Origin of the sequence: Sphingobium sp. DEHP117 (assembly GCF_030867385.1) — a bacterium.
In the GTDB taxonomy this organism is placed as follows: Bacteria; Pseudomonadota; Alphaproteobacteria; order Sphingomonadales; family Sphingomonadaceae; genus Sphingobium.
On record NZ_JAPFBJ010000002.1, the window covers coordinates 448,520 to 468,816 of the forward strand.

At 66.1% G+C, this 20,297-nt stretch carries 21 protein-coding genes; 9 read left to right on the top strand and 12 right to left on the bottom strand.

Going from position 1 to position 20,297, the window contains the following annotated elements; translation table 11 throughout:
- Positions 1–5: 5 nt before the first annotated feature.
- From OOT33_RS09240 to coaBC, 4 genes are read right to left on the bottom strand one after another with little or no spacing between them, the layout of a single operon-like run.
- A complete protein-coding gene (locus OOT33_RS09240; protein WP_307749736.1) occupies positions 6–371 on the bottom strand; it encodes a DsrE family protein in 366 nt (121 codons plus the stop codon).
- Positions 359–1,132 (bottom strand): molybdopterin-synthase adenylyltransferase MoeB, encoded by a 774-nt coding sequence (locus OOT33_RS09245; protein ID WP_307749737.1) that lies wholly within the window; start codon positions 1,130–1,132, stop codon positions 359–361. The genes OOT33_RS09240 and OOT33_RS09245 overlap by 13 nt, the downstream gene beginning before the upstream one ends.
- A complete protein-coding gene (gene dut, locus OOT33_RS09250; RefSeq protein ID WP_307749738.1) occupies positions 1,129–1,593 on the bottom strand; it encodes a dUTP diphosphatase in 465 nt (154 codons plus the stop codon). Before dut ends, OOT33_RS09245 begins: the two co-directional genes overlap by 4 nt.
- Complete coding sequence (gene coaBC, locus OOT33_RS09255; RefSeq protein ID WP_307749739.1) at positions 1,590–2,837, bottom strand: bifunctional phosphopantothenoylcysteine decarboxylase/phosphopantothenate--cysteine ligase CoaBC; 1,248 nt, start codon at positions 2,835–2,837, stop codon at positions 1,590–1,592. Before coaBC ends, dut begins: the two co-directional genes overlap by 4 nt.
- Positions 2,838–2,947: 110 nt before the next feature.
- Here coaBC and OOT33_RS09260 point away from each other — a divergent pair, with 110 nt between their 5' ends.
- The 3 genes from OOT33_RS09260 to metK all read left to right on the top strand — a co-directional run bounded on the left by OOT33_RS09260 (position 2,948) and on the right by metK (position 6,426).
- On the top strand, positions 2,948–3,592 hold the full coding sequence (locus tag OOT33_RS09260) for a DedA family protein (protein WP_307749740.1): 645 nt from the start codon (positions 2,948–2,950) through the stop codon (positions 3,590–3,592).
- Between the two features lie 7 nt (positions 3,593–3,599).
- Positions 3,600–5,144, top strand: a complete 1,545-nt coding sequence (gene lnt, locus OOT33_RS09265; protein ID WP_307749741.1) for an apolipoprotein N-acyltransferase — start codon at positions 3,600–3,602, stop codon at positions 5,142–5,144.
- A 67-nt stretch (positions 5,145–5,211) separates the two neighbouring features.
- The gene (gene metK / locus OOT33_RS09270) at positions 5,212–6,426 is read left to right on the top strand and encodes a methionine adenosyltransferase (RefSeq protein WP_307750348.1); all 1,215 of its coding nucleotides are present in this window, start codon (positions 5,212–5,214) and stop codon (positions 6,424–6,426) included.
- A 172-nt stretch (positions 6,427–6,598) separates the two neighbouring features.
- On the opposite strand, the gene OOT33_RS09275 is transcribed toward metK, so the two are convergent.
- A complete protein-coding gene (locus OOT33_RS09275) occupies positions 6,599–7,006 on the bottom strand; it encodes a DUF1761 family protein (RefSeq protein ID WP_307749742.1) in 408 nt (135 codons plus the stop codon).
- Between the two features lie 112 nt (positions 7,007–7,118).
- Between OOT33_RS09275 and OOT33_RS09280 the strand changes: the two genes are divergently transcribed.
- Complete coding sequence (locus OOT33_RS09280) at positions 7,119–7,826, top strand: tRNA (guanine(46)-N(7))-methyltransferase TrmB (RefSeq protein ID WP_307749743.1); 708 nt, start codon at positions 7,119–7,121, stop codon at positions 7,824–7,826.
- A gap of 153 nt (positions 7,827–7,979) precedes the next feature.
- On the opposite strand, the gene OOT33_RS09285 is transcribed toward OOT33_RS09280, so the two are convergent.
- The gene (locus tag OOT33_RS09285) at positions 7,980–8,330 is read right to left on the bottom strand and encodes a hypothetical protein (RefSeq protein ID WP_307749744.1); all 351 of its coding nucleotides are present in this window, start codon (positions 8,328–8,330) and stop codon (positions 7,980–7,982) included.
- A 41-nt stretch (positions 8,331–8,371) separates the two neighbouring features.
- Positions 8,372–10,033: an MFS transporter gene (locus OOT33_RS09290; protein WP_307749745.1), complete on the bottom strand. Its 1,662-nt coding sequence runs from the start codon at positions 10,031–10,033 to the stop codon at positions 8,372–8,374.
- Positions 10,034–10,185: 152 nt separating this feature from the next.
- Here OOT33_RS09290 and OOT33_RS09295 point away from each other — a divergent pair, with 152 nt between their 5' ends.
- Complete coding sequence (locus OOT33_RS09295; RefSeq protein ID WP_307749746.1) at positions 10,186–11,085, top strand: pseudouridine synthase; 900 nt, start codon at positions 10,186–10,188, stop codon at positions 11,083–11,085.
- A complete protein-coding gene (rsmD, locus tag OOT33_RS09300; protein ID WP_307749747.1) occupies positions 11,082–11,621 on the top strand; it encodes a 16S rRNA (guanine(966)-N(2))-methyltransferase RsmD in 540 nt (179 codons plus the stop codon). Before OOT33_RS09295 ends, rsmD begins: the two co-directional genes overlap by 4 nt.
- Positions 11,622–11,636: 15 nt before the next feature.
- Here rsmD and OOT33_RS09305 read toward each other — a convergent pair whose 3' ends face one another.
- A complete protein-coding gene (locus OOT33_RS09305; RefSeq protein WP_307749748.1) occupies positions 11,637–12,026 on the bottom strand; it encodes a hypothetical protein in 390 nt (129 codons plus the stop codon).
- 160 nt (positions 12,027–12,186) lie between these two features.
- Here OOT33_RS09305 and OOT33_RS09310 point away from each other — a divergent pair, with 160 nt between their 5' ends.
- The 3 genes from OOT33_RS09310 to cysK all read left to right on the top strand — a co-directional run bounded on the left by OOT33_RS09310 (position 12,187) and on the right by cysK (position 16,752).
- Positions 12,187–14,466 (top strand): UvrD-helicase domain-containing protein, encoded by a 2,280-nt coding sequence (locus OOT33_RS09310; RefSeq protein WP_307749749.1) that lies wholly within the window; start codon positions 12,187–12,189, stop codon positions 14,464–14,466.
- A 67-nt stretch (positions 14,467–14,533) separates the two neighbouring features.
- Positions 14,534–15,838: an MFS transporter gene (locus OOT33_RS09315; RefSeq protein ID WP_307749750.1), complete on the top strand. Its 1,305-nt coding sequence runs from the start codon at positions 14,534–14,536 to the stop codon at positions 15,836–15,838.
- Entirely contained in the window at positions 15,835–16,752 is a 918-nt protein-coding gene (gene cysK / locus OOT33_RS09320; RefSeq protein WP_307749751.1) for a cysteine synthase A, read from the top strand. The genes OOT33_RS09315 and cysK overlap by 4 nt, the downstream gene beginning before the upstream one ends.
- Positions 16,753–16,881: 129 nt before the next feature.
- Here the strand turns inward: cysK and OOT33_RS09325 are convergent, their stop codons facing one another.
- From OOT33_RS09325 to hisI, 4 genes are all read right to left on the bottom strand, one after another.
- Positions 16,882–18,684: an acyl-CoA dehydrogenase C-terminal domain-containing protein gene (locus OOT33_RS09325; protein ID WP_307749752.1), complete on the bottom strand. Its 1,803-nt coding sequence runs from the start codon at positions 18,682–18,684 to the stop codon at positions 16,882–16,884.
- Between the two features lie 43 nt (positions 18,685–18,727).
- Positions 18,728–19,147, bottom strand: coding sequence for a MerR family transcriptional regulator (locus OOT33_RS09330; protein WP_307749753.1), 420 nt, complete (start codon positions 19,145–19,147; stop codon positions 18,728–18,730).
- Positions 19,148–19,323: 176 nt separating this feature from the next.
- Positions 19,324–19,857, bottom strand: coding sequence for a hypothetical protein (locus OOT33_RS09335; protein WP_307749754.1), 534 nt, complete (start codon positions 19,855–19,857; stop codon positions 19,324–19,326).
- A complete protein-coding gene (gene hisI / locus OOT33_RS09340; protein ID WP_307749755.1) occupies positions 19,850–20,215 on the bottom strand; it encodes a phosphoribosyl-AMP cyclohydrolase in 366 nt (121 codons plus the stop codon). Before hisI ends, OOT33_RS09335 begins: the two co-directional genes overlap by 8 nt.
- Positions 20,216–20,297: the final 82 nt, after the last annotated feature.

Here is a 20,297-nt window from a genome sequence, read left to right on the forward strand (position 1 = left end):
GAAGGCTACACAATCATCAGCCGGTCCTCCGGGCCAATCGATTGCAGGAGCGAGACCGGCCCGCCTCCGATAACGCGCGGGTCAAGCGTGTCCGCTGCCAGCCCGGCGAGCGTCAGTCCGCTCTGGCAGGCGATGATCGCCACACCCGCGTCCAGCGCCTCCGTCACCAACGCCGCCAGCGTGGGCAGGCCGTGCGCGGCATGATCGCCATCGCGCGGCGCGGATATCGGCGGAGCGAGCAGGCGCACCGCATCGAGCTGGAGAAAAACCCGCGCCTCCCCGCCCAGCGCCATGTGCGCCATCGCCAGCGTCAGCGCGCCGCGCAGCCGCTCCGCATCATCGGTGAGAACAGCGAAACTCAGGCCGGACATGGCTCTGCGGCGGCGGCGCAGGCCGGGCAGCCGGGGTCTGCGGGCAGGGCCAGCGTGCGAAAGCGCAGCGCGAGAAGGTCGGCGATCAGCAGCTTGCCCGCGCTGTCGTCACCAAAGGGCACCAGCGCGCGGATCGTCTCCAGCGCGGCGAGGCTACCCATCACGCCCGTCAGCGCGCCGAGCACGCCCTGATCGGCGCAGCTCGCCTCCGCCCGCGCCGGGTCGCTGCCCACGAAGCAGCGATAGCAGGGCTGGCCCGCCTCCCAACCGCGAAACACGCCCAGCTGCCCCTCGAACTGCCCCACGGCGGAAGAAACCAGCGGGATGCGCAACCGCGTCGCCGCGTCGCTCACGATCAGGCGGGTGGCGAAATTGTCGCAGCCGTCGAGGATCACGTCCGAGTGGCGCAGCAGCGTCTCCGCGTTACCGGCGTCAAGCCGCTGGACGATCGGGATGAGCTTCACATGCGGATTGAGGCGCGCCACCGCCTGCATCGCGGCCTCTGCCTTGGGCGCGCCGATATCTTCGCTGCCGAACAGGGTCTGGCGCTGAAGGTTGGACAGCGCGACGACATCATCGTCGATCACGCGAATCGTGCCGACACCCGCCCCGGCAAGGTACTGGATCGCGGGGCAGCCGATGCCCCCCGCGCCGATGATGGTGACATGCGCGGACATCAGGCGCATCTGGCCGGCCCCGCCGATCTCTTTCAGCACGATATGGCGCGCGTAGCGATCCAGCAGCGGATCGTCGAGGCTCATGATGCCGCTGCCACCTTGACGCCGGTGGAGCCAAAGCCGCCCGCGCCGCGCGCGGTGTCTGAGAGGGCTTCCACTTCGGCAAAGCGGGCGAGCTGCACCGGCGCCGCCACCAGCTGCGCGATGCGGTCGCCACGCTGGATGACGAACGGCGCCTCACCCAGGTTGATCATGATGATCTTCAGCTCCCCACGATAATCGCTGTCTATCGTCCCCGGCGTGTTCGGCAGGGAGATGCCATGTTTGAGCGCAAGGCCCGATCGCGGGCGCACCTGAATTTCGTAGCCATCGGGAATGGCAAGCGCGAACCCCGTCGCCACCGCATGGCGATCGCCCGGCGCGAGCGTCAGGTCTTCAGCCGAAACGACGTCCATTCCCGCCGCGCCTTCGGTGGCATAGGCGGGCAGCGGCAGGCCCGCCCCGTTCGGCAACCGCTTGATCTCGATCGTGATGGGTATTGTCATGCTTGATCCTGCAACCTGTCGGATATCCGCGCGATCAGCCGGTCGGCGACGATCTCCTTCGCCGCCTCGTCCCAGCTCTCGACCCTATCAGCGCTTACGAGGTGGACGCGGTTCCGCTCCCCGCCCATCACGCCGCCAGACACGTCGTTCGCGACGATCATGTCGCAGCCCTTGCGCGCCAGCTTGGCCTGCGCATGCTCGACGACATGCTCGGTCTCCGCCGCAAAGCCGACGAGCAGTTTCGGCCGCTGCGCCGATATGGCGAGCGTCGCGAGAATATCGGGGTTTTCGGTGAGCGACAGCGGGGCGGGCGCGCCGGAGCCATCCTTCTTCAGCTTCTGCCCGGCCGCTTGCTCCACGCGCCAGTCGGCCACGGCGGCGACCATGATCGCGGCGTCGGCGGGCAATGCGCTTTCGACGGCGGAGAGCATCTCGCGCGCGGTTTGCACGTCGATGCGCGTAACCCCGCGCGGCGTGGGTTGGTCAACCGGCCCGGAAACGAGCGTGACGCGCGCGCCTGCCTCGGCCGCCGCGCGGGCGATGGCGAAGCCCTGCTTGCCGGACGAGCGGTTGGCGATGTAACGGACCGGGTCGATCGGCTCGTGCGTCGGCCCGGCGGTGACGAGCACATGCTTGCCCGAAAGCGGACCCGATGAGTCGGCCAACAGGCGCGCGGGCGGCATGGTGATGACATCATCCCTTGCGCTGCCGAGCAGCCGCCGGATTTCACCGGCAATCGCTTCCGGGTCGGGCAGGCGGCCCTTGCCCCACTCGCCGCAGGCCATGTCGCCCTCGTCCGGTTCCATCACGATGATGCCGTCGCTGATGAGCTGACGGATATTGCGGCGGGTGGCGGCGTGGTCCCACATGCGCACATTCATAGCAGGTACTACAAAAACCGGTTTATCGGTGGCGAGCAGGATCGTGGTGGCCAGATCGTCTGCCATGCCCGCCGCCATCTTCGCGAGGATATCCGCGCTCGCGGGGCATATGACCACAAGGTCCGCCTGCCGCGAGAGCTGTATATGGCCGATCTCGCGCTCGTCCTTGAGGTCGAACATGTCGCTGTAAACATGGTCTTCGGTCAGCGCGCCGAGCGACAGCGGCGTGACAAACTCGGCCCCTGCCTTGGTGAGCACCGCGCGCACGGCGATGCCGTCGCGCTTCAACAGGCGCACAAGCTCCAGCGATTTATAAGCGGCGATCCCGCCGGAGACGATCAGGAGTATGCGAGGGCTGGTCATGCAATTCCTCTCTAGCCGCCCGGACGGACAGTGTCGAGCGGGTCAAGCCGTCCAAAAGCCGCCGTTCCCTCTGGCGCGGGCCATCTATTTCGGATAGGTGCGGGCGCCATATGCTCTCCAGCCTCTATCAATGGATGCTCGCCAAGGCCGCGCACCGCCATGCGGACCGCTGGCTGTTCGCCATCTCCTTCATGGAATCGAGCTTCTTCCCGATCCCGCCGCATCCGCTGCTGGGCCTTATGTGCCTCGCCAAGCCGCAAAGGGCCTTGTATTTCGGCTTCGTCTGCACCCTCGCCTCGGTGCTGGGCGGCCTGTTCGGCTACGCCATCGGCTATTTCCTCTATGCCAGCGTCGGCACATGGCTGCTTAATGTCTTGGGGCTGACGGACAGCTTCCCGGTCGCCGCCTGCTATTTGCGCGAATATGGCGCGGAGATCATCCTCATCAAGGGCGCGACGCCGATTCCGTTCAAGCTGATCACCATCACCGCCGGTTTCATCGCGCTGCCCCTGTTCACCTTCCTCTGGGCCAGCACATTGTCGCGCGCGTTCCAGTTCATGGCCGTCGGGTTCCTGTTCTGGAAGTTCGGCGCGCCGATCAAGCAGTTCATAGAGAAATATCTGGCGTGGGTTTCGGCCGGTTTTCTGGTGCTGGTGGCAGCGGGCTTTCTCGCCATCGGGCTGCTCTCCGGCGACAAGCAGGCCAAGCCCGGTGACAAGTGCAGCCACGCCGCTCCGCTGACTGTGCAACGCTAAGCGGCCCATGCGCCTTACCACGCGCCATCCCATGATCGCCGCGATCCTGCTGGGCGCGCTGGCGGCCACCGGCTTCGCGCCGCTTGGCTGGTGGCCGCTGAGCCTCGTTGCGGTCGCGGGCCTGATGGCGCTGGCTGAGCGGGTGAAGCGCGCGGGCGGAGCCTTCCTGCTCGGCTGGTGCTTCGGGCTGGGGCATTTCACGGTGGGCAACAACTGGATCGCCCATGCCTTCACCTATCAGGATGCGATGCCGCACTGGCTGGGCTATGGCGCGGTCGTCGCGCTGGCGCTCTATCTCGCGGTCTATCCGGGTCTGGCGGTCTTGGGCCTTTACGCGCTGCGCAAGCGGTTCCCCCGGCTATTGGTGCCAGACATGTTCGCCGCGCTGTGGATCGTCAGCGAATATGGCCGCGCCACCATTTTCACCGGATTCGCGTGGGATCCGCTGGGGATGATCTGGCTCGACACCGGGGTGGATCAGGCGTCGCGCTGGATCGGCACTTACGGGCTGTCCGGGCTGGCGGTGCTGGCGGCGGGCGCGCTGCTGTCGATCGCGCGGGGGCGGTGGAGGCCTGTCATGCCGCTGGTGGTGATTCTCGGCGCGCTGGCGACATTCGGTCACCTCAGCCTGCGTGAACCCGAGCACCCAACCACGATCGCCGTCACCATCGTCCAGCCCAATATCAACCAGAACGAGAAATATGATCAGGGGCTTGAGGAAACGAATTTCACCAAGCTTGCGCAACTGACCGGCGCGCCGCGCCCCGGCCAGCCCCGGCTGATCTTCTGGCCGGAAGCGGCGGTGCCTGCGTGGCTCGATGTCGAGCCGGAGTGGCGCGCACGGCTGAGTGACCTGCTCGGCCCGCAAGACCTGCTGATGCTGGGTGGGGTGAAGCCCTATTTCCGCGAGGAGCGGAAGGGCGCGGTCACCGAACGCACGCTCGTCGGCGCGGCCAACAGCGCGTGGGTGCTGACGGCGGACGGTCAGATCGCCGCGCGCTACGACAAGGCGCATCTGGTGCCCTATGGCGAATATCTGCCGATGCGCGGCCTGCTGGAGCCGCTGGGCTTGTCGCGCCTCGTGCCCGGCGACGCGGATTTCTGGCCCGGCCCGGGGCCGCGCTCGCTGCCGCTCCCCGTCGGCGGGGAAAAGCGGCCCTATATGGGCGTGCAGATCTGCTACGAGATGATCTTTTCGGGACAGGTGGTGGGCGGCCCGGTGCGCCCGGCCTTCCTCTATAACCCCAGCAACGATGCGTGGTTCGGCGCATGGGGCCCGCCGCAGCATCTGGCGCAGGCGCGGATGCGCAGCATAGAGGAGGCGATGCCGGTCATCCGCTCGACTCCCACTGGTATCTCGGCCCTGATCGACGGGCGCGGGCGCCTGATCGCTTCCATCCCGCATCATCAGGCGGGCGCCATCAACGCGCTGCTTCCGCGCGGCCTGCCGCCCACACTCTTCGCCCGTTTCGGCAATATCCTGCCGATGATCGTCGCCGCCTTGCTGGCGTTAACCGCGATCCTTCTTGCCAGACCCCACCGCGCCCGCTAAAGCGCCAAGCGCACATAAAGATTTCTTTATACGCAGACACAGCAACACTATCGTGACTGGGAAAACCATGCGTTCCAACTATCTCTTCACCTCCGAAAGCGTTTCCGAAGGCCACCCCGACAAGGTGGCGGACCAGATTTCCGACTCCATCGTCGACCTTTTCCTCTCCAAGGATCCGCAAGCGCGCATCGCCTGCGAGACGCTCACGACCACGCAGCTGGTGGTGCTGGCTGGCGAAATCCGCTGCAAGGGCGTCTATGAAAACGGCGCATGGGCGCCCGGCGCGCGCGAAGAGATCGAGGCCACCGTGCGCAACACCGTGCGCGAGATCGGCTATGAGCAGGACGGCTTTCACTGGAAGACGCTGCGCTTCGAAAACAACCTCCACGGCCAGTCCGCACACATCGCGCAGGGCGTGGACGCCAGCGGCAACAAGGATGAGGGCGCGGGCGATCAGGGCATCATGTTCGGCTTTGCCTGTGACGAGACGCCGGACCTCATGCCCGCGACGCTGGATTACAGCCACAAGATCCTGGAGCGCATGGCGGCAGACCGCCATTCGGGCGCCGCGCCGTTTCTGGAGCCGGACGCCAAGAGCCAGGTGACGCTGCGCTTCGAAAACGGCAAGCCGGTCGCCGCGACCGCGATCGTCGTCTCGACCCAGCACGCGCCGGGCTATGACGCGGGCGAGAAGGAGGCGGAGCTGCACGCCTATGTGAAGAAGGTTGTGGCCGAGCTGCTCCCTGCGGAGCTGCTCTCCGACGCGACCGTCTATCACATCAACCCCACCGGCAGCTTCGAGATCGGCGGGCCGGATGGCGACGCCGGGCTGACCGGGCGCAAGATCATCGTCGATACCTATGGCGGCGCATCTCCGCACGGCGGCGGCGCGTTCTCGGGCAAGGACCCGACCAAGGTCGACCGCTCGGCCGCCTATGTGACGCGCTATATCGCCAAGAACATCGTCGCCGCCGGCCTCGCGCGCCGCTGCACCATTCAGGTCGCCTATGCCATCGGCGTTTCCGAGCCGCTTTCGCTCTATGTTGACACGCACGGCACCGGCAGCGTGGCGGACGATGCGCTGGAAGCCGCCGTCACCAAGGTGGCGAAGGATCGTCTCGGCGGCCTCACCCCGCGCGGCATCCGCGAAGGTCTGGGCCTCAACAAGCCGATCTACAAGCGCACTGCGGCTTATGGTCACTTCGGCCGAACGGCGGATGGCGACTTTTTCCCGTGGGAGCGCACCGACCTTGCCGATGCGCTGAAGGCGGCACTGGCCTGAAATAGTTTGCAGGGGGCGGGTTTCCGGCCCGTCCCCCGCGATTAAAGCATCGTGCCAAAAAGCCTGTCCTGAGCGAAGCCGAAGGGTGGGAACCGGTTTTTGGCAAAAACGATGCGACAACACAAAGATAGAGCGCGCATCATGCGTCAGACTTAACGCAGCGCGCTCTAGCCTATTTCCAGCTGGCGAGGATCGCGCCCGCCACGCTGTGGCCGACGACGAGATGGGCTATGTCGAGCAGCGTGTGCTCGATCGGGCCGACACCATAGACCCAGCCGTAGAGCAACGCCGGCACGGCCGACGCGAACGCCACCAGCAGCGCCCATTTGATCCCGTTGCCGAGGCCGCTGACCCCCGCCCATTTGAACAGGACCGCAAGGCCCAGCGCCGTCATCAGCGGCATCACCGGGCTGTATGGCAGGCGCGTCATGCCGACCGCATTCATCTGTTCCTTGGTGATACCCGCGCCCGCCATCCAGGCTTCCGGGCTTACGAGCACGCCATAGATCAGCGCCCCCACGGCATAGATCGCGACAGCCGCGATGATCACGGCCAGTACATTTACACCCGCTATTCGCATAGCATCCCTCCTGTTTATGCGCCGCCCCACTGACGGCGGCGCGAAAATATCACAGGCGGGCAGCAATTGCACATCTGGCCAAGCGGCGGGCGAGCGGCTATGCGGCCGCCCCATGACCGCGCATAAATCCGGCGACCCGACTACCATCAACCGCCTTTATGGCCGCGCCAAGGGCAAGCCGCTGCGCGCGTTCCAGCAATCGCTGGTGGAAGATCTTCTGCCGCAGATCGCGGTGCCACCCGAAGGGCCGGTGACGGCGGAGCGCCTGTTCGGAGAGCCTCGCCCGCTGCATTTCGAGATCGGCTTCGGCGGCGGCGAGCATATGGCCTACCGCGCGGACATGCTGCCCGATCATGGCTTCATCGGCTGTGAGCCGTTCCTGAACGGCGTCGCCTCTGCGCTCGGCCATGTGCATGGCGATGCGCACAAGCCCGGCATTCCCAATGTCCGCATCCATCATGGCGATGCGCTCGATGTGCTGGCGCGCGTGCCGGATGGCGCGTTGAGCTTCGTCTATCTGCTGCATCCCGATCCGTGGCCCAAGGCGCGCCATGCCAAGCGGCGGATGATGAACAGGGGGCCGGTCGATATGATCTCCGCCAAACTGAAGCCCGGCGGCGAATTCCGCTTCGGCACCGATCATCCCGTCTACCTGCGCTGGGCGCTGATGGTGATGAACGGGCGCACCGATTTCGACTGGTTGTGCGCCAGCCCGAAGGACTTCCTCACCCGCCCCGGCGGCTGGCCCGAAACCCGCTATGAAGCCAAGGCGCGGCGGCAGGGCCACGAGGTCTGGTATTTTCGCTATCGCAAGCGCTGAGGCAGTGTCCTAGGGGCCGTGGGGATTCAGTTCAGATAGAGCCGAAAAGGGGGATTTTCGAGCATCGGAGCGCAGCGTACTTAAAGGTACGTGAGCACCGAAGCGCAGAAAATTGCGCTTTGCAGGCCTATATGAACTGAATCCCCACAGCCCCTAACTTATCCCGCAGGCTGAAAGCTCGGCATCCTTGCCATCAGGCCAGCGTGCCTCGGCAAAGCTCACCGTGGGCTCCTTGCCACGCGCACTAGTGTAAAGATAGGCGTCGACGATGCAGCCGCCGGTCATGAACTGCAGCTTCCTCACCGTGCGGTCGCGGATGTCGAGCCGTGGTTCGCCCAGCCGGGCGATGAGCCGCTTGGCATCCAGCCCGATCAGCGGCTTGGGCGGGCCATAGGCGCTCGCCATCGGCGGGGTGGGGAGGGGGGCGACATCGGCCTGTTGCGGCGCACCGCAGGCGGAGAGCGCGAGCGCGCCCAGCAGGCTCAGGGAGGACAGACGGATCATGGTTTCATCCTAAAGCGGTTTTCCGCGCGCGCCAATGGCGCTCAGGTGGCGGGAGTGCGCGCCTGCCGCATCCATTCCACGACACACAGCGCCACGGCGATAAAGCCGAGCCATGTGACGAACACGAACACGGCATAATAGCCCTGCGTCTCGATCATCTGCCCCAGCGCCCCGCGCCCCAGCGTGCCGACCAGAAACGTCAGCGAGGAAAGCAGCGCATATTGCACCGCGCTATAGCCCTTTGAGGTGATGGAGCTCAAATACGCCACCAGCGCCGTACCCGCGAGCCCGCCCGCGATATTCTCGCCGCCGATCGCCAGCATCAGCTTGGCCATGCGTTCGTCGCCGCCCAGATGATCGACCGCCCAGGTAAAGCCCGTCAGCCGCGCGGACGCTGCCATCACATGCCCGCCGGTCGCGAGGTCGGCATAGAGCAGGTTGGTAAGCGCGGCGGTGAGCGCGCCCAGAGTCATCGTCGCCATGCGCCCCAGCCATGCCATGCACACCCCGCCCAGCGCCACGCCCAGCATCAGCGCCCCCACGCCGAAAAACTTGGATGCCACCGCCATCTCGCTTTTCGTATAGCCCAGCTCAGTGAGGTAGAACGGCGAGGCGAAGCTGCCCCAGATCGTGTCGGTCAGGCGGTAGGTCAGCACCAGCGCCATCACCAGCACGGCGGCCCATTCGAGGCGCCCCATGATGTCAATGAGCGGCAGGATCAGGGCGCGATAGCCATGATCGAGCGCGCGGTCGCCCATGCTGCGCGCGGGTTCCGCCTGGCGCAGGACATAGCGCCCCTTCGCCTGCCAGCGCGCCAGCACTGCGGCGATGATCGCGGGGATCACCACGGTCGCCAGCACGATCACCGGCCCCTGCACCTTGATGAAGGCGGTGCTGTCCGGGCGCTGGTCTGGGGGCAGCGCGAGCGAGGCGATCATGTAATAGAGCACCAGCCCAAGAGACACCGCCCAGAAGGTGCCGACCAGCCCCAGCGCCATAGCGCGCACCTTCGGGCTCAAATGCCCCGCCGCACGCAGCTCATGCGCATCATGCTCCGCCCGGTCGGCGGCGTGCGCGCTTTCGGGGGCAAAGATGCTCAACACCCCAAGCCCCAGCATCACGCAGCCCATCAGCGTATAGACCGGCACCCAGCCCCACGCGTCCGCCATGAACAGCGCCAGCGCCCCGCCGAGCAACACCGCCGCGCGGTATCCAAGCTGATAGACGGTCGAGAGCGTATCGACCGGTGCGTCCTCGCCCGCGACATCGACACGCCACGCGTCGATCACGATATCCTGCGTGGCGGAGGCAAAGGCGCCGATCCCTGCGCAGAGCGAGAACATCCCGATGGCATTCAGCGGGTCCATCTGCGCCATCGCCAGCAGCATCAGCCCCAGCAGAAACTGCGCGGGGACGATCCACTGTTTGCGCCGCCCCAGCCGCGCGAAGCCGGGCAGAGAGAGTCGGTCCAGCAGCGGCGACCACAGGAACTTGAACGCGTAGGCGAGGCCGATCAGCGAGATCACGCCCATCGTCTCCAGGTCCACCTTGGCGTCCGTCAGCCATGCCGTCAGCGTGCCGAGCAGCAGCGCATAGGGCAGGCCGGAGCCAAAGCCGAACAGCGTCATATAGCCGGTCTTGGGGTTGCCCAGCACCGCCCGCGCGCGTGCCAGTGCCGATGTCTTGACCGCGACCGTCGCCATCTGTGCTCACTCCCTCGCCCACTCCTTCGTCATCCCCGCGAAGGCGGGGATCCAGTCTGGAATGCCTCGATCACTGGATGCCCGCTTCCGCGGGAATGACGTCGCACTATGGATCGCCGTTGTAGCGTACCCGTCGCGCAAGGCCAGCCCTGTTGCGCGCCAAGCCATCATCGGGCATGGGCGGTGCGATGAAGCCGCCGTCCCGCCCCCCGCGCAAGCCCGCCGCCACCCCGGCCAAGGGGACCCGTCGCCCGCCCCGGCCTGCGCGCGCGGTTAAGCCCAAGGCACCGCCCGCCGCACAGCCTGTGCTGGAGAAGGAAGGCGGCGAACAGCGCATCGCAAAATTGCTGGCCCGCGCAGGCATCGCTTCTCGCCGCGAGATAGAGCGCATGATCGCGGAAGGGCGCATCGCTGTGAACGGCGAAGTGCTCACCACGCCCGCCACCCTGCTCACGTCCCTGTCCGGCGTCACCGTCGATGGCGCGCCGGTGGGCGAGGTGGAGCAGACGCGCCTGTTCCTGTTTCACAAGCCCTCGGGCTGCCTCACGGCGGAGCGGGATTTTTCCGGGCGCAAGACGATCTACGATTTCCTGCCCAAGGATCTGCCGCGCCTGATGCCGGTCGGGCGGCTCGACATGACGACCGAGGGCCTGCTGATGCTCACCAACGATGGGGGGCTGAAGCGCACGCTGGAGCTGCCTTCCACCGGCATCGAACGCACCTATCGGGCGCGCGCCTTCGGCTCCGTCAGCCAGGCCCAGCTCGAAAGCCTGATCGAGGGGGTGGAGATAGACGGTATGCGCTATGGCCGCATCGACGCCAATCTCGAGCGCAGCACCGGCCACAACAAGTGGATCGAGCTGACGCTGACCGAGGGCAAGAACCGCGAGGTGCGCCGCGTGCTGGAGCATCTGGGCCTCACCGTCAGCCGCCTCATCCGCACCCGCTATGGCCCGTTCGACCTGGCGGACAGCGCGCCGGGCGCACTGGTGGAGATAAGGAAGGGCGATCTCGACCGCTTCCTCGCCGCGCTCAAGAAGCTCAAGAAATGAGGATCATTGCAGGCGAGTGGCGCGGGCGCACTTTGGTCGCGCCCAAGGGCGATACCACCCGCCCCACCGCAGACCGCACGCGCGAAGCCTTGTTCTCCATGCTCACCAGCCGCCTCGGCAGCTTCGAAGGGCTGGCAGTGGGGGATTTTTTCGCCGGGTCCGGCGCGCTGGGGCTTGAGGCGCTCTCACGCGGGGCGGCGACATGCCTGTTCGTCGAGCAGGACAAGACCGCGCTCGATTGCCTGCGGCTCAATGCCGAAAAGCTTGGGCTAGCTCGGCCCGAAATTCGCGCCGGATCGGTGCTTGCGCTAGGCCCCGCGCCTGTGGCGCTCGACCTGATCCTGATGGACCCGCCCTATGAAAGCGGCGCGGGTGGCGTGGCGCTGGACAAGCTCAACCGGCTCGGCTGGGTCGGCCCGCAAAGCTGGATCAGCATAGAGACCAGCCGCCGTGAGGATGTGGACGTGCAGGGCTTCACCGTGGAGACGGTGCGGGATATCGGCAGAGCGCGCCTTCACCTGCTGCGCCCTGCCTGAATTCCTTGCCGCGGATCAGCGGCGCTTCATGCCCTTCTTCTTGCCATAGCCGCGCGGAGCCTCGCTCGGCTGCATGCACTGGTCGGTAATGGTCGCGCTGCACAGCGGATAGTCTTGTGTCGCAGGAGCCGGAGTGACCATGGCTGCTGTGTCTGGCGCGGCCGGAGCAGGAGGCACTGGTGTCGCGGAAGACGGAGCCGGCGCCGGTGCGGTCGTGGCGGAAGGGTCGGTGGTGGGTGCCGGCGTCTGCGGTGTCGATGGCATCGGCGCGCTCGGATTGGCCATAGGATCGGTCGGGTTGGTCATGGGATCGGATGGGGGGGTAGAACCGCCCATATCCTGCGCATGGGCGATCGCGCCGACGCTCATCAGCAGCGCGGTGCCGAGCAATAGGGTGGATTTCATAATCGTACCTTTCCGAATGGAGGAATGCTGTTCCCGAATGCGCGAGGCGATCGATACGTTCCGGAGCCGGGCACAGCTCGTCGTGCGGGGCGGGGTGCTCGTCGGCGAATCGAAAAAAATGCCGCTTGCCCCGGTCTGGCATGTTCCCTAATTGTTCGTGATGACCGCCGTTCCAACCCTGGCCCCCGATCACGAGCCACCCTATCTTTCTGGCCTCAACCCGCCCCAGCGCGAGGCGGTGTTGACGACCGAGGGGCCGGTGCTGGTGCTGGCCGGGGCCGGCACGGGCAAGACGGCGGCGCTTACCGCCCGCCTCGCACACCTGATCGCCACGCGGCGCGCCTACCCGTCAGAGATTCTCGCCGTAACCTTCACCAACAAGGCCGCGCGCGAGATGAAGGAGCGCGTCGGCCGCCTGATCGGCGCTGCGGTGGAGGGGATGCCGTGGCTCGGCACCTTCCACAGCATCGGCGCCAAGATGCTGCGCCGTCATGCCGAACTGCTGGGCCTGCAATCCAATTTCACGATTCTCGATACCGACGATCAGCTGCGTGTCATGAAGCAGCTGATTCAGGCCGAGGGGCTGGACGAGAAACGCTGGCCCGCGCGCCAGCTGGCGGGGCTTATCGATCAGTGGAAGAACAAGGGCCTCACCCCTGCCGATATCGGCGCGGACGAGAGCGAGCTCTATGCCAACGGGCGCGGGCAGAAAATGTACGCCGCCTATCAGGCGCGGCTGCTGGCGCTCAATGCCTGCGATTTTGGGGATCTGCTGCTGCTGCCACTCGTGCTGCTGCGCAAGGAGCGGGAGGTGCTTGGCCAGTATCAGACCCGCTTTCGCTACATCATGGTCGACGAGTATCAGGACACCAATAGCGCGCAATATCTTTGGCTGCGGCTGTTGGCGCAGGAGCGCAAGAACCTCTGCTGCGTGGGCGACGACGACCAGAGCATCTACAGCTGGCGCGGCGCGGAGGTGGCGAACATCCTGCGGTTCGAGCGGGATTTTCCCGGCGCGACCATCGTGCGGCTGGAACAGAATTATCGCTCCACGCCGCACATATTGGGCGCGGCATCCGGCGTCATCGCCAGCAATGCCGGGCGGCTGGGCAAGACCCTGTGGACAGAGGTGGATCAGGGCGAGAAAGTGCGCGTGCTGGGGGTGTGGGACGGCGCCGAGGAAGCCCGCACGGTCAGCGACGAGGTGGAACAGCGCAATGCCGACGGCCAGCCGCTCGATGATTTCGCGATCCTCGTGCGCGCGCAGTTTCAGACGCGCGAGTTCGAGGAACGCTTTCTCCAGATCGGCCTGCCCTATCGCATCGTCGGCGGTTTCCGTTTCTACGAGCGCGCGGAAATCCGCGATGCGCTCGCCTATCTGCGCCTCGTTGCGCAACCGGCGGATGACCTCGCGTTCGAGCGGATCGTCAACGTGCCCAAGCGCGGGCTGGGCGACAAGGCGGTGGAGAAGATTCATCGCCTCGCCCGTGCGGAAGGAACGCCGCTGCTCACCGCCGCCGCGCGCATCCTCGATTCGGATGAGCTGACCCCGCAGGCGCGCCGCGCGCTCGCCGGCTTCGTCTCCGCCCTTGCCCGCTGGCGCGACATGGCTTCGGCCATGCCGCATGCGGAGCTGACGCGCATCATGCTCGATGAAAGCGGCTATACCGCGATGCTGCAGGCGGAAAAGACCGCCGAAGCGTCCGGCCGTCTCGAAAACCTGTCAGAGCTTGCGCGCGCGATGGAGGAATATGAGACGCTCGGCGCGTTCCTGGAGCATGTCAGCCTGGTAATGGACAATGATGCGGCCGAAGACACCGCCAAGGTCACGATCATGACCATCCATGCCGCCAAGGGGCTGGAGTTCGGCCATGTGTTTCTGCCCGGCTGGGAGGAAGGCGTGTTCCCCTCGCAGCGCGCGCTCGACGAGGGCGGCGTCACGGCCTTGGAGGAGGAGCGCCGCCTCGCTTATGTCGCGATCACGCGCGCGCGCCGCCGCTGCGTCATCCTCCACGCCGCCAACCGCCGCATCTATGGCCAGTGGACCAGCTCCATCCCCTCGCGCTTCATCGCCGAGCTGCCGCCCGAGCATGTCGAGGAACAGAGCAGCGTGACCGGCGGGGTCAACCTGTGGCGCAACAACTGGATGGAGCGGCCGGACCCGTTCGCTGACGTCGCGCGTGGGGCAGGGCGCGGGCCGGGCTGGCAACGCGCGGCGCAGGCAGGCGGGGTCGGCACGCCCGATGCCTGGGCGCGCGAGCCGCGCCCGTCGTCCGGCGTCGGTGCCGATCCCCGCAAGGACCTGGCGCTCGGCATGCGCGTCTTTCACCAGAAATTCGGTTATGGCCTCATCGCCGCGCAGGACGGCAACAAGCTGGAGATCGATTTCGACACGGCCGGGCGCAAGCGCGTGATCGACAGTTTCGTTGCCATCGCTTAAATTTTTCTCGCCGCCCCTCAAGATTTAGCCGGTTGCCCAACCTGTCGATGCCGTGCACATGGGCAGCATGAGTGCCCGTGCCGAGCCGACCCATCCCCTGCATGTGCGGGATTACCGCCTGTATCTGATCGCCCGGTTCGCGACGATTATCGGGCAATATGGCCTGATGCTGGTCATCGCCTGGCAGGCCTATTCGACCGCGCGCCTCACCATGGATACGCGCGCGGCGGCGGTCCAGCTCGGGCTTATCGGTCTGGCGCAGTTCCTGCCCTTGTTCGTGCTGACGCCGGTATCAGGTTGGGTGGCCGATCATTTCGACCGGCGCAAGGTGGCCATGACGTCGATCCTGCTGCAGATGGTCTGCACGGCGATATTGGGGGTGGCGACCTATCGTCATGCCGTCTCGCTGCCGCTCATCTTCACCATCGCGGGCTTTCTTGGGGTCGCGCGCTGCTTTGCCGGCCCTGCCTTCAGTTCCATGGCGCCGCGTCTGCTGCCCATGCCGCTGGTACCTCGGGCCGTCGCGCTCGGCGCGCTGGTGTGGCAATCGGCCATGGTCGCCGGCCCTGCGCTTGGCGGCTATCTCTATGCCGTTCAGCCATGGCTGCCGCACATCACCTCTGTCGGCATGTTCATGGTCGCGATCGTGGCGACCTCGCAGTTGCCGCGCATCCCCCCGACCCAGGCGGACCAGCGCCGCCACCCGCTGCGGCAGATGCTGGATGGCCTCGTCTATGTTCGCACCAACCGGCTGGTGCTGGGCGCGATCACGCTCGATCTCATGGCGGTGCTGCTCGCCGGGTCGACCGCCCTGCTCCCTGTCTATGCGCATGATATCTTCCATGCCGGGCCGGAGGGGCTCGGGCTACTCGCCGCCGCAACGGGGATCGGCGCGGGGTTGACGGCATTGTGGTTCGGTTTTCGTCCGCCCTCGACCAATGTCGGCAACCGCATGCTGCTCGCCGTTGCTGGCTTTGGCTGCGCCACCGCCCTGTTCGGATCGACCGCCTTCATGCCTGTCGTCATCGCGATGCCCATCGCCGTCATTGCCCTCTTCTTCTGCGGCGTGACAGACATGTACTCGGTGTTCGTGCGGCAGACGCTGATTCAGGTCTATACGCCGGATGCGATGCGCGGGCGGGTCAGCAGCGTGTCGCAGCTCACCATCTCCGCCTCCAATGAGCTGGGCGAAGCGGAGTCCGGTTTCATCGCGTCGCTGATCGGCCCGGTAACAACGGTTATCGCGGGCGGGCTGGGCGCAATCGTGATCGTGGCGATCTGGTCTCGCCTGTTCCCTGAAATAGGGCTTGCGCGCCGCTTCGATGCGCACAACATTGACGATCACAATCCGCAGCAGGAGAAGCAGCCATGATCGCGGCCAATATCCTCGAAACCATCGGCAAGACGCCGCATATCCGCATGGGTCGCCTGTTTCCCAATGCGGACGTATGGATCAAGTCGGAGCGGGCGAACCCCGGCGGCTCGATCAAGGATCGTATCGCGCTGGCTATGGTCGAGGCGGCGGAGGCATCGGGTGACCTCAAGCCCGGCGGCACGATCATCGAGCCGACCTCGGGAAATACCGGTATCGGCCTCGCCATGGTGGCGGCGGTAAAGGGCTACAAGCTCGTGCTCGTCATGCCCGAGAGCATGAGCCTGGAGCGTCGGCGGCTGATGCTGGCCTATGGCGCGAGCTTTGATTTGACGCCGCGCGAAAAGGGCATGAAAGGCGCGATCGAGCGCGCGCTGGAGCTGGTGGCGCAGACGCCCGGCGCATGGATGCCACAACAGTTCGAGAACGCCGCCAATATCGATGTGCATGTGCGCACCACCGCGCAGGAGATTCTCGCCGATTTCGCGGATACCCCCTTGGACGCGCTCATCACCGGCGTCGGCACGGGCGGGCATATCACCGGCTGCGCTCAGGTGCTGAAACAGGCATGGCCCGGCCTCAAGGTATTCGCGGTGGAACCGACGCTATCCCCGGTCATCAGCGGCGGCGCGCCCGGCCCGCACCCGATTCAGGGCATCGGCGCGGGCTTTATCCCCACAAACCTGCGCACCCAGCTGCTCGATGGCGTGATCCAGGTCGATCCCGCCGTCGCCAAGGAGATGGCCCGCCGCGCCGCGCGCGAAGAGGGGATGCTCGTCGGCATATCATCGGGCGCGACACTAGCCGCCATCGCGCAGAAGCTGCCCGAACTGGGCGCGGGCGCGAAGGTGCTCGGCTTCAACTATGATACGGGCGAGCGCTATCTCTCCGTCCCGGATTTCCTGCCGGAATAACCCTCCCGCATTTGGTACATGCGGAGCCGAGAATGGTGGCGTTCGAGAACCGGCGCGGAGCGACCTTAAAGGGTCGTGAGCACCGGAAGCGCAGAACGCCGCAGTTCGCAGGCCCGCATGGAGCAAATGCTATCGGTCCGCAAACATCTCGGGCGGCAGCGCCATCAGGCTCTCCGCCCCGCCCTCCAGCTTGCGGCGCAACGCGCCCGCGTCCGGCATGATCCGCTCGGCATAGAAGCGCGCGGTGGTGAGTTTCGCTTCCAGCCACGCCGCGTCGTCCGCTCCCGTGTCCAGCCGCTCTGCCGCGGCCACCGCCATGCGCAGCCACATCAGCCCCACCGCGACGATGCCCATCATGTGCATGTAGTGGTGCGATCCCGCCCCGGCGTTGTTGGGGTTGGTCATGCCGTTCTGCATCAGCCACATCGTCGCGGCCTGAAGCTGGCCGTTCGCCTTCTCCAGCGCCTCGGCAAAGCCTGCGGTGCGCGGATTGCCCTTGGCCGCCGCGACCTCCTCGCCGATGATTTTGAAGAACGCCTGTAGCGCGCGCCCGCCATTCTGGGCCAGCTTGCGGCCGACAAGGTCCATCGCCTGCACACCGTTCGCGCCCTCATAGATCTGGGCGATGCGCGCATCGCGCACGAACTGCTCCATTCCCCATTCGACGATGTAGCCATGCCCGCCATAGACCTGCTGGCAGTTGACCGTCACTTCGAAACCCTTGTCGGTGCCATAGCCCTTGATCACCGGGGTGAGCAGCGAGATGAGGTCGTCCGCCGCCTGCCGTTCCTCCGGCGTGGCGGCGTTGTGGGTGAGGTCCACCTGCACCGCGCCCCACAGCATCAGCGCGCGCAGCCCCTCGGTCAGCGCCTTCGCCTCCATCAGCATGCGGCGCACATCGGGGTGGACGAACAAGGTGTCGGCCTTCTCGGTGGGGTCCGCCGGGCCGGTGAGCGCGCGGCCCTGCCGCCGGTCCCGCGCATATTGCACCGCGTTCTGATAGGCGACCTCCGCCTGTGCCAGCCCTTGCAGGCCCACGCCCAGCCGCGCGTCGTTCATCATGATGAACATGGCGGCGAGCCCCTTGTTCTCTTCGCCCACCAGCCAGCCGGTCGCGCCGTCATAGTTCATCACGCAGGTGGCGTTGCCGTGGATGCCCATCTTGTGCTCCAGCGAGCCGCAGGACACCGCGTTGCGATCCCCAAGCGAGCCATCGGCATTCACAAGGAACTTGGGCACCACGAACAGCGAGATGCCCTTGCTGCCTTCGGGTGCGTCCGGCGTTTTCGCCAGCACGAGGTGGATGATATTCTCCGCCAGGTCATGCTCGCCTGCCGAGATGAAGATCTTGGTGCCGGTGATGGCATAGCTGCCGTCGGCATTCGGCACTGCCCTGGTCTTGATGAGGCCGAGGTCCGTGCCGCAATGCGGTTCGGTCAGGTTCATCGTGCCGGTCCACGTGCCCTCCACCATCTTGGGCAGATAGGTCGCCTGCTGCTCTGGCGTGCCCTTGGCGATCAGGGCGTTGATCGCGCCGGTGGTGAGGCCGTGATACATCTCGAAGCTGTGATTGGCGGAGCAGAAATATTCGCCGATCGCGGTCGCCACGGCGGAGGGCAGGCCCTGCCCGCCGAACTCGGTCGGCGCGTGCAGCGTGGGCCAGCCGCCCGCGACGAACTGCTCATAGGCGGCCTTGAAGCCCTCGGGCGTCGTCACGCTGCCGTCGGCATGGCGGGTGCAGCCCTGCGCATCGCCCACCGCATTCAGCGGCGCCATAACCTCTGCGGCGAACTTGCCGCCTTCCTCCAGCACCGCCGACACCAGATCGGGCGTCGCGCCTTCGAAACCGGGCAGGTTCGCATAGGCATCCAGGCGCACCACGGCATCGAGGACGAAGCGGGTGTCTTTCACCGGCGGGGAATAGACGGGCATGGCAATCCTCCAATTGTCTTATGACGGGGGAATATGGTCTATCTTACTTATCATTCGGTTTCGCGGCCTCGATCAGCGCCACAAACCCGGCGAGCTCGCCGATCGCGCCATTGATGTCTTCGCGCTGCCGCTCGAGCAGGGCGATGCGATCCCGGCATTTCCTTAGCGTCACTTCGCGCTGGGTCGCGCGGCCGTCGCCCAGATCGTACAGGTCGATCATCTCACGGATGTCGGCCAGTGAAAAGCCCACCCGCTTGGCGCGCAATATCCAGGCGAGGCGGGCGCGGTCGCGCTTGCCATAGATTCGCGTCGAACCCTGCCGATCCGGCGCGATCAGGCCCTCATCCTCATAGAAGCGCAGCGCGCGCGAGGTGATGCCGAACTCGTTCGCAAGGTCGGAAATCGAGTAGGTCGCTTGCGCCTTCGCATCGGGCAGCTCGACCCAGCCGGGCCTGGGACTCATATTGTTCATGGCGGCTAGTGTAGTTTACGTTCACGTAAACGTCAAGCGGTGATAGGTTTGCGGCACCGGCCCTCTCCCCCTCCCAACCTCCCGACAGGGTATACTATTGGGAGGTTGGGAGGGGGAGAGGGCTGGTGCCGGTCATCCGAAACGCAGCAGAGCTGCCTGTTTCGGATCTACAAACACAGTTTCTCCCCATCCCGTCCGCGCGCATCGCGCGCCACGCCCACCTCGCGCGAGACGCGCGGAAAGCTCACTCCCTCCAGGCTGCCGCGCTTGTTGCACAGCGCCGCACATTCCACATCGAGCGCGCCGGGGATCACCACCCTGTCCCCCTCATAGCCCGCCACGACGAGGCAGGCGGAGCGGTCGAAGTTCATCACCAGCCGCTCGCCCGAGCGGCGCAGGCTGCCGCGGCCGTGGCACTCGCTCTGCTCGCCGAACGCCGCCTCCAGCGCGAACCGCATTTTGCCCGGCTCGTCGGATGGGACGATGCAGAGGCTGTCCAGCCCGGCTTCGTGGCGGCTGCGATAGAGGCCGATGGGCGAGGCGCTGGTGTCGCTCACCACGCCCGCCTCGCGCGCCGCCTGCTCCAGCGCGGAGGCGGCGGGGGAGGCTGGCGGATCGCCCTTCACCGGCGCGTCCTGCTGCCCGCCGCCGCATGCGCTGGCGAGGAGGATCAGAGCGAGCGCGGCCCCGCGCTTAGTCATGCACCCTTTCAAGCCCATCGTCTGTGAGACGCCTATAGAAACAACTCGTCTCGCCAGTATGGCAGGCCGGGCCGGCAGGCCGCGCTATCACCCAGACCGCGTCCTGATCACAGTCGATCCGCATCTCCACCACGTGCAGCACATGGCCGGAGGTCTCGCCCTTTTTCCACAGCCGCCCCCGGCTGCGTGACCAGAAATGCGCGATGCCGCTCGTTTGCGTCAGGCTCAGCGCCTCGGCGTTCATATGCGCAAGCATCAGCACCGCGCCGGTGCCCGCGTCCGTCACCACCGCGGTGATGAGGCCTTGTGGATCATATTTGGGGTTGAGGACAAGGCCCGTTTCGCGTTCGCTGCTCATAAGCGCAGACTATTAGGCGCGGCGGACTATCGCGGCAAGCGCGACATGGCTGGAGGCAGCATGGTCGGTGCAGGACGAGCCG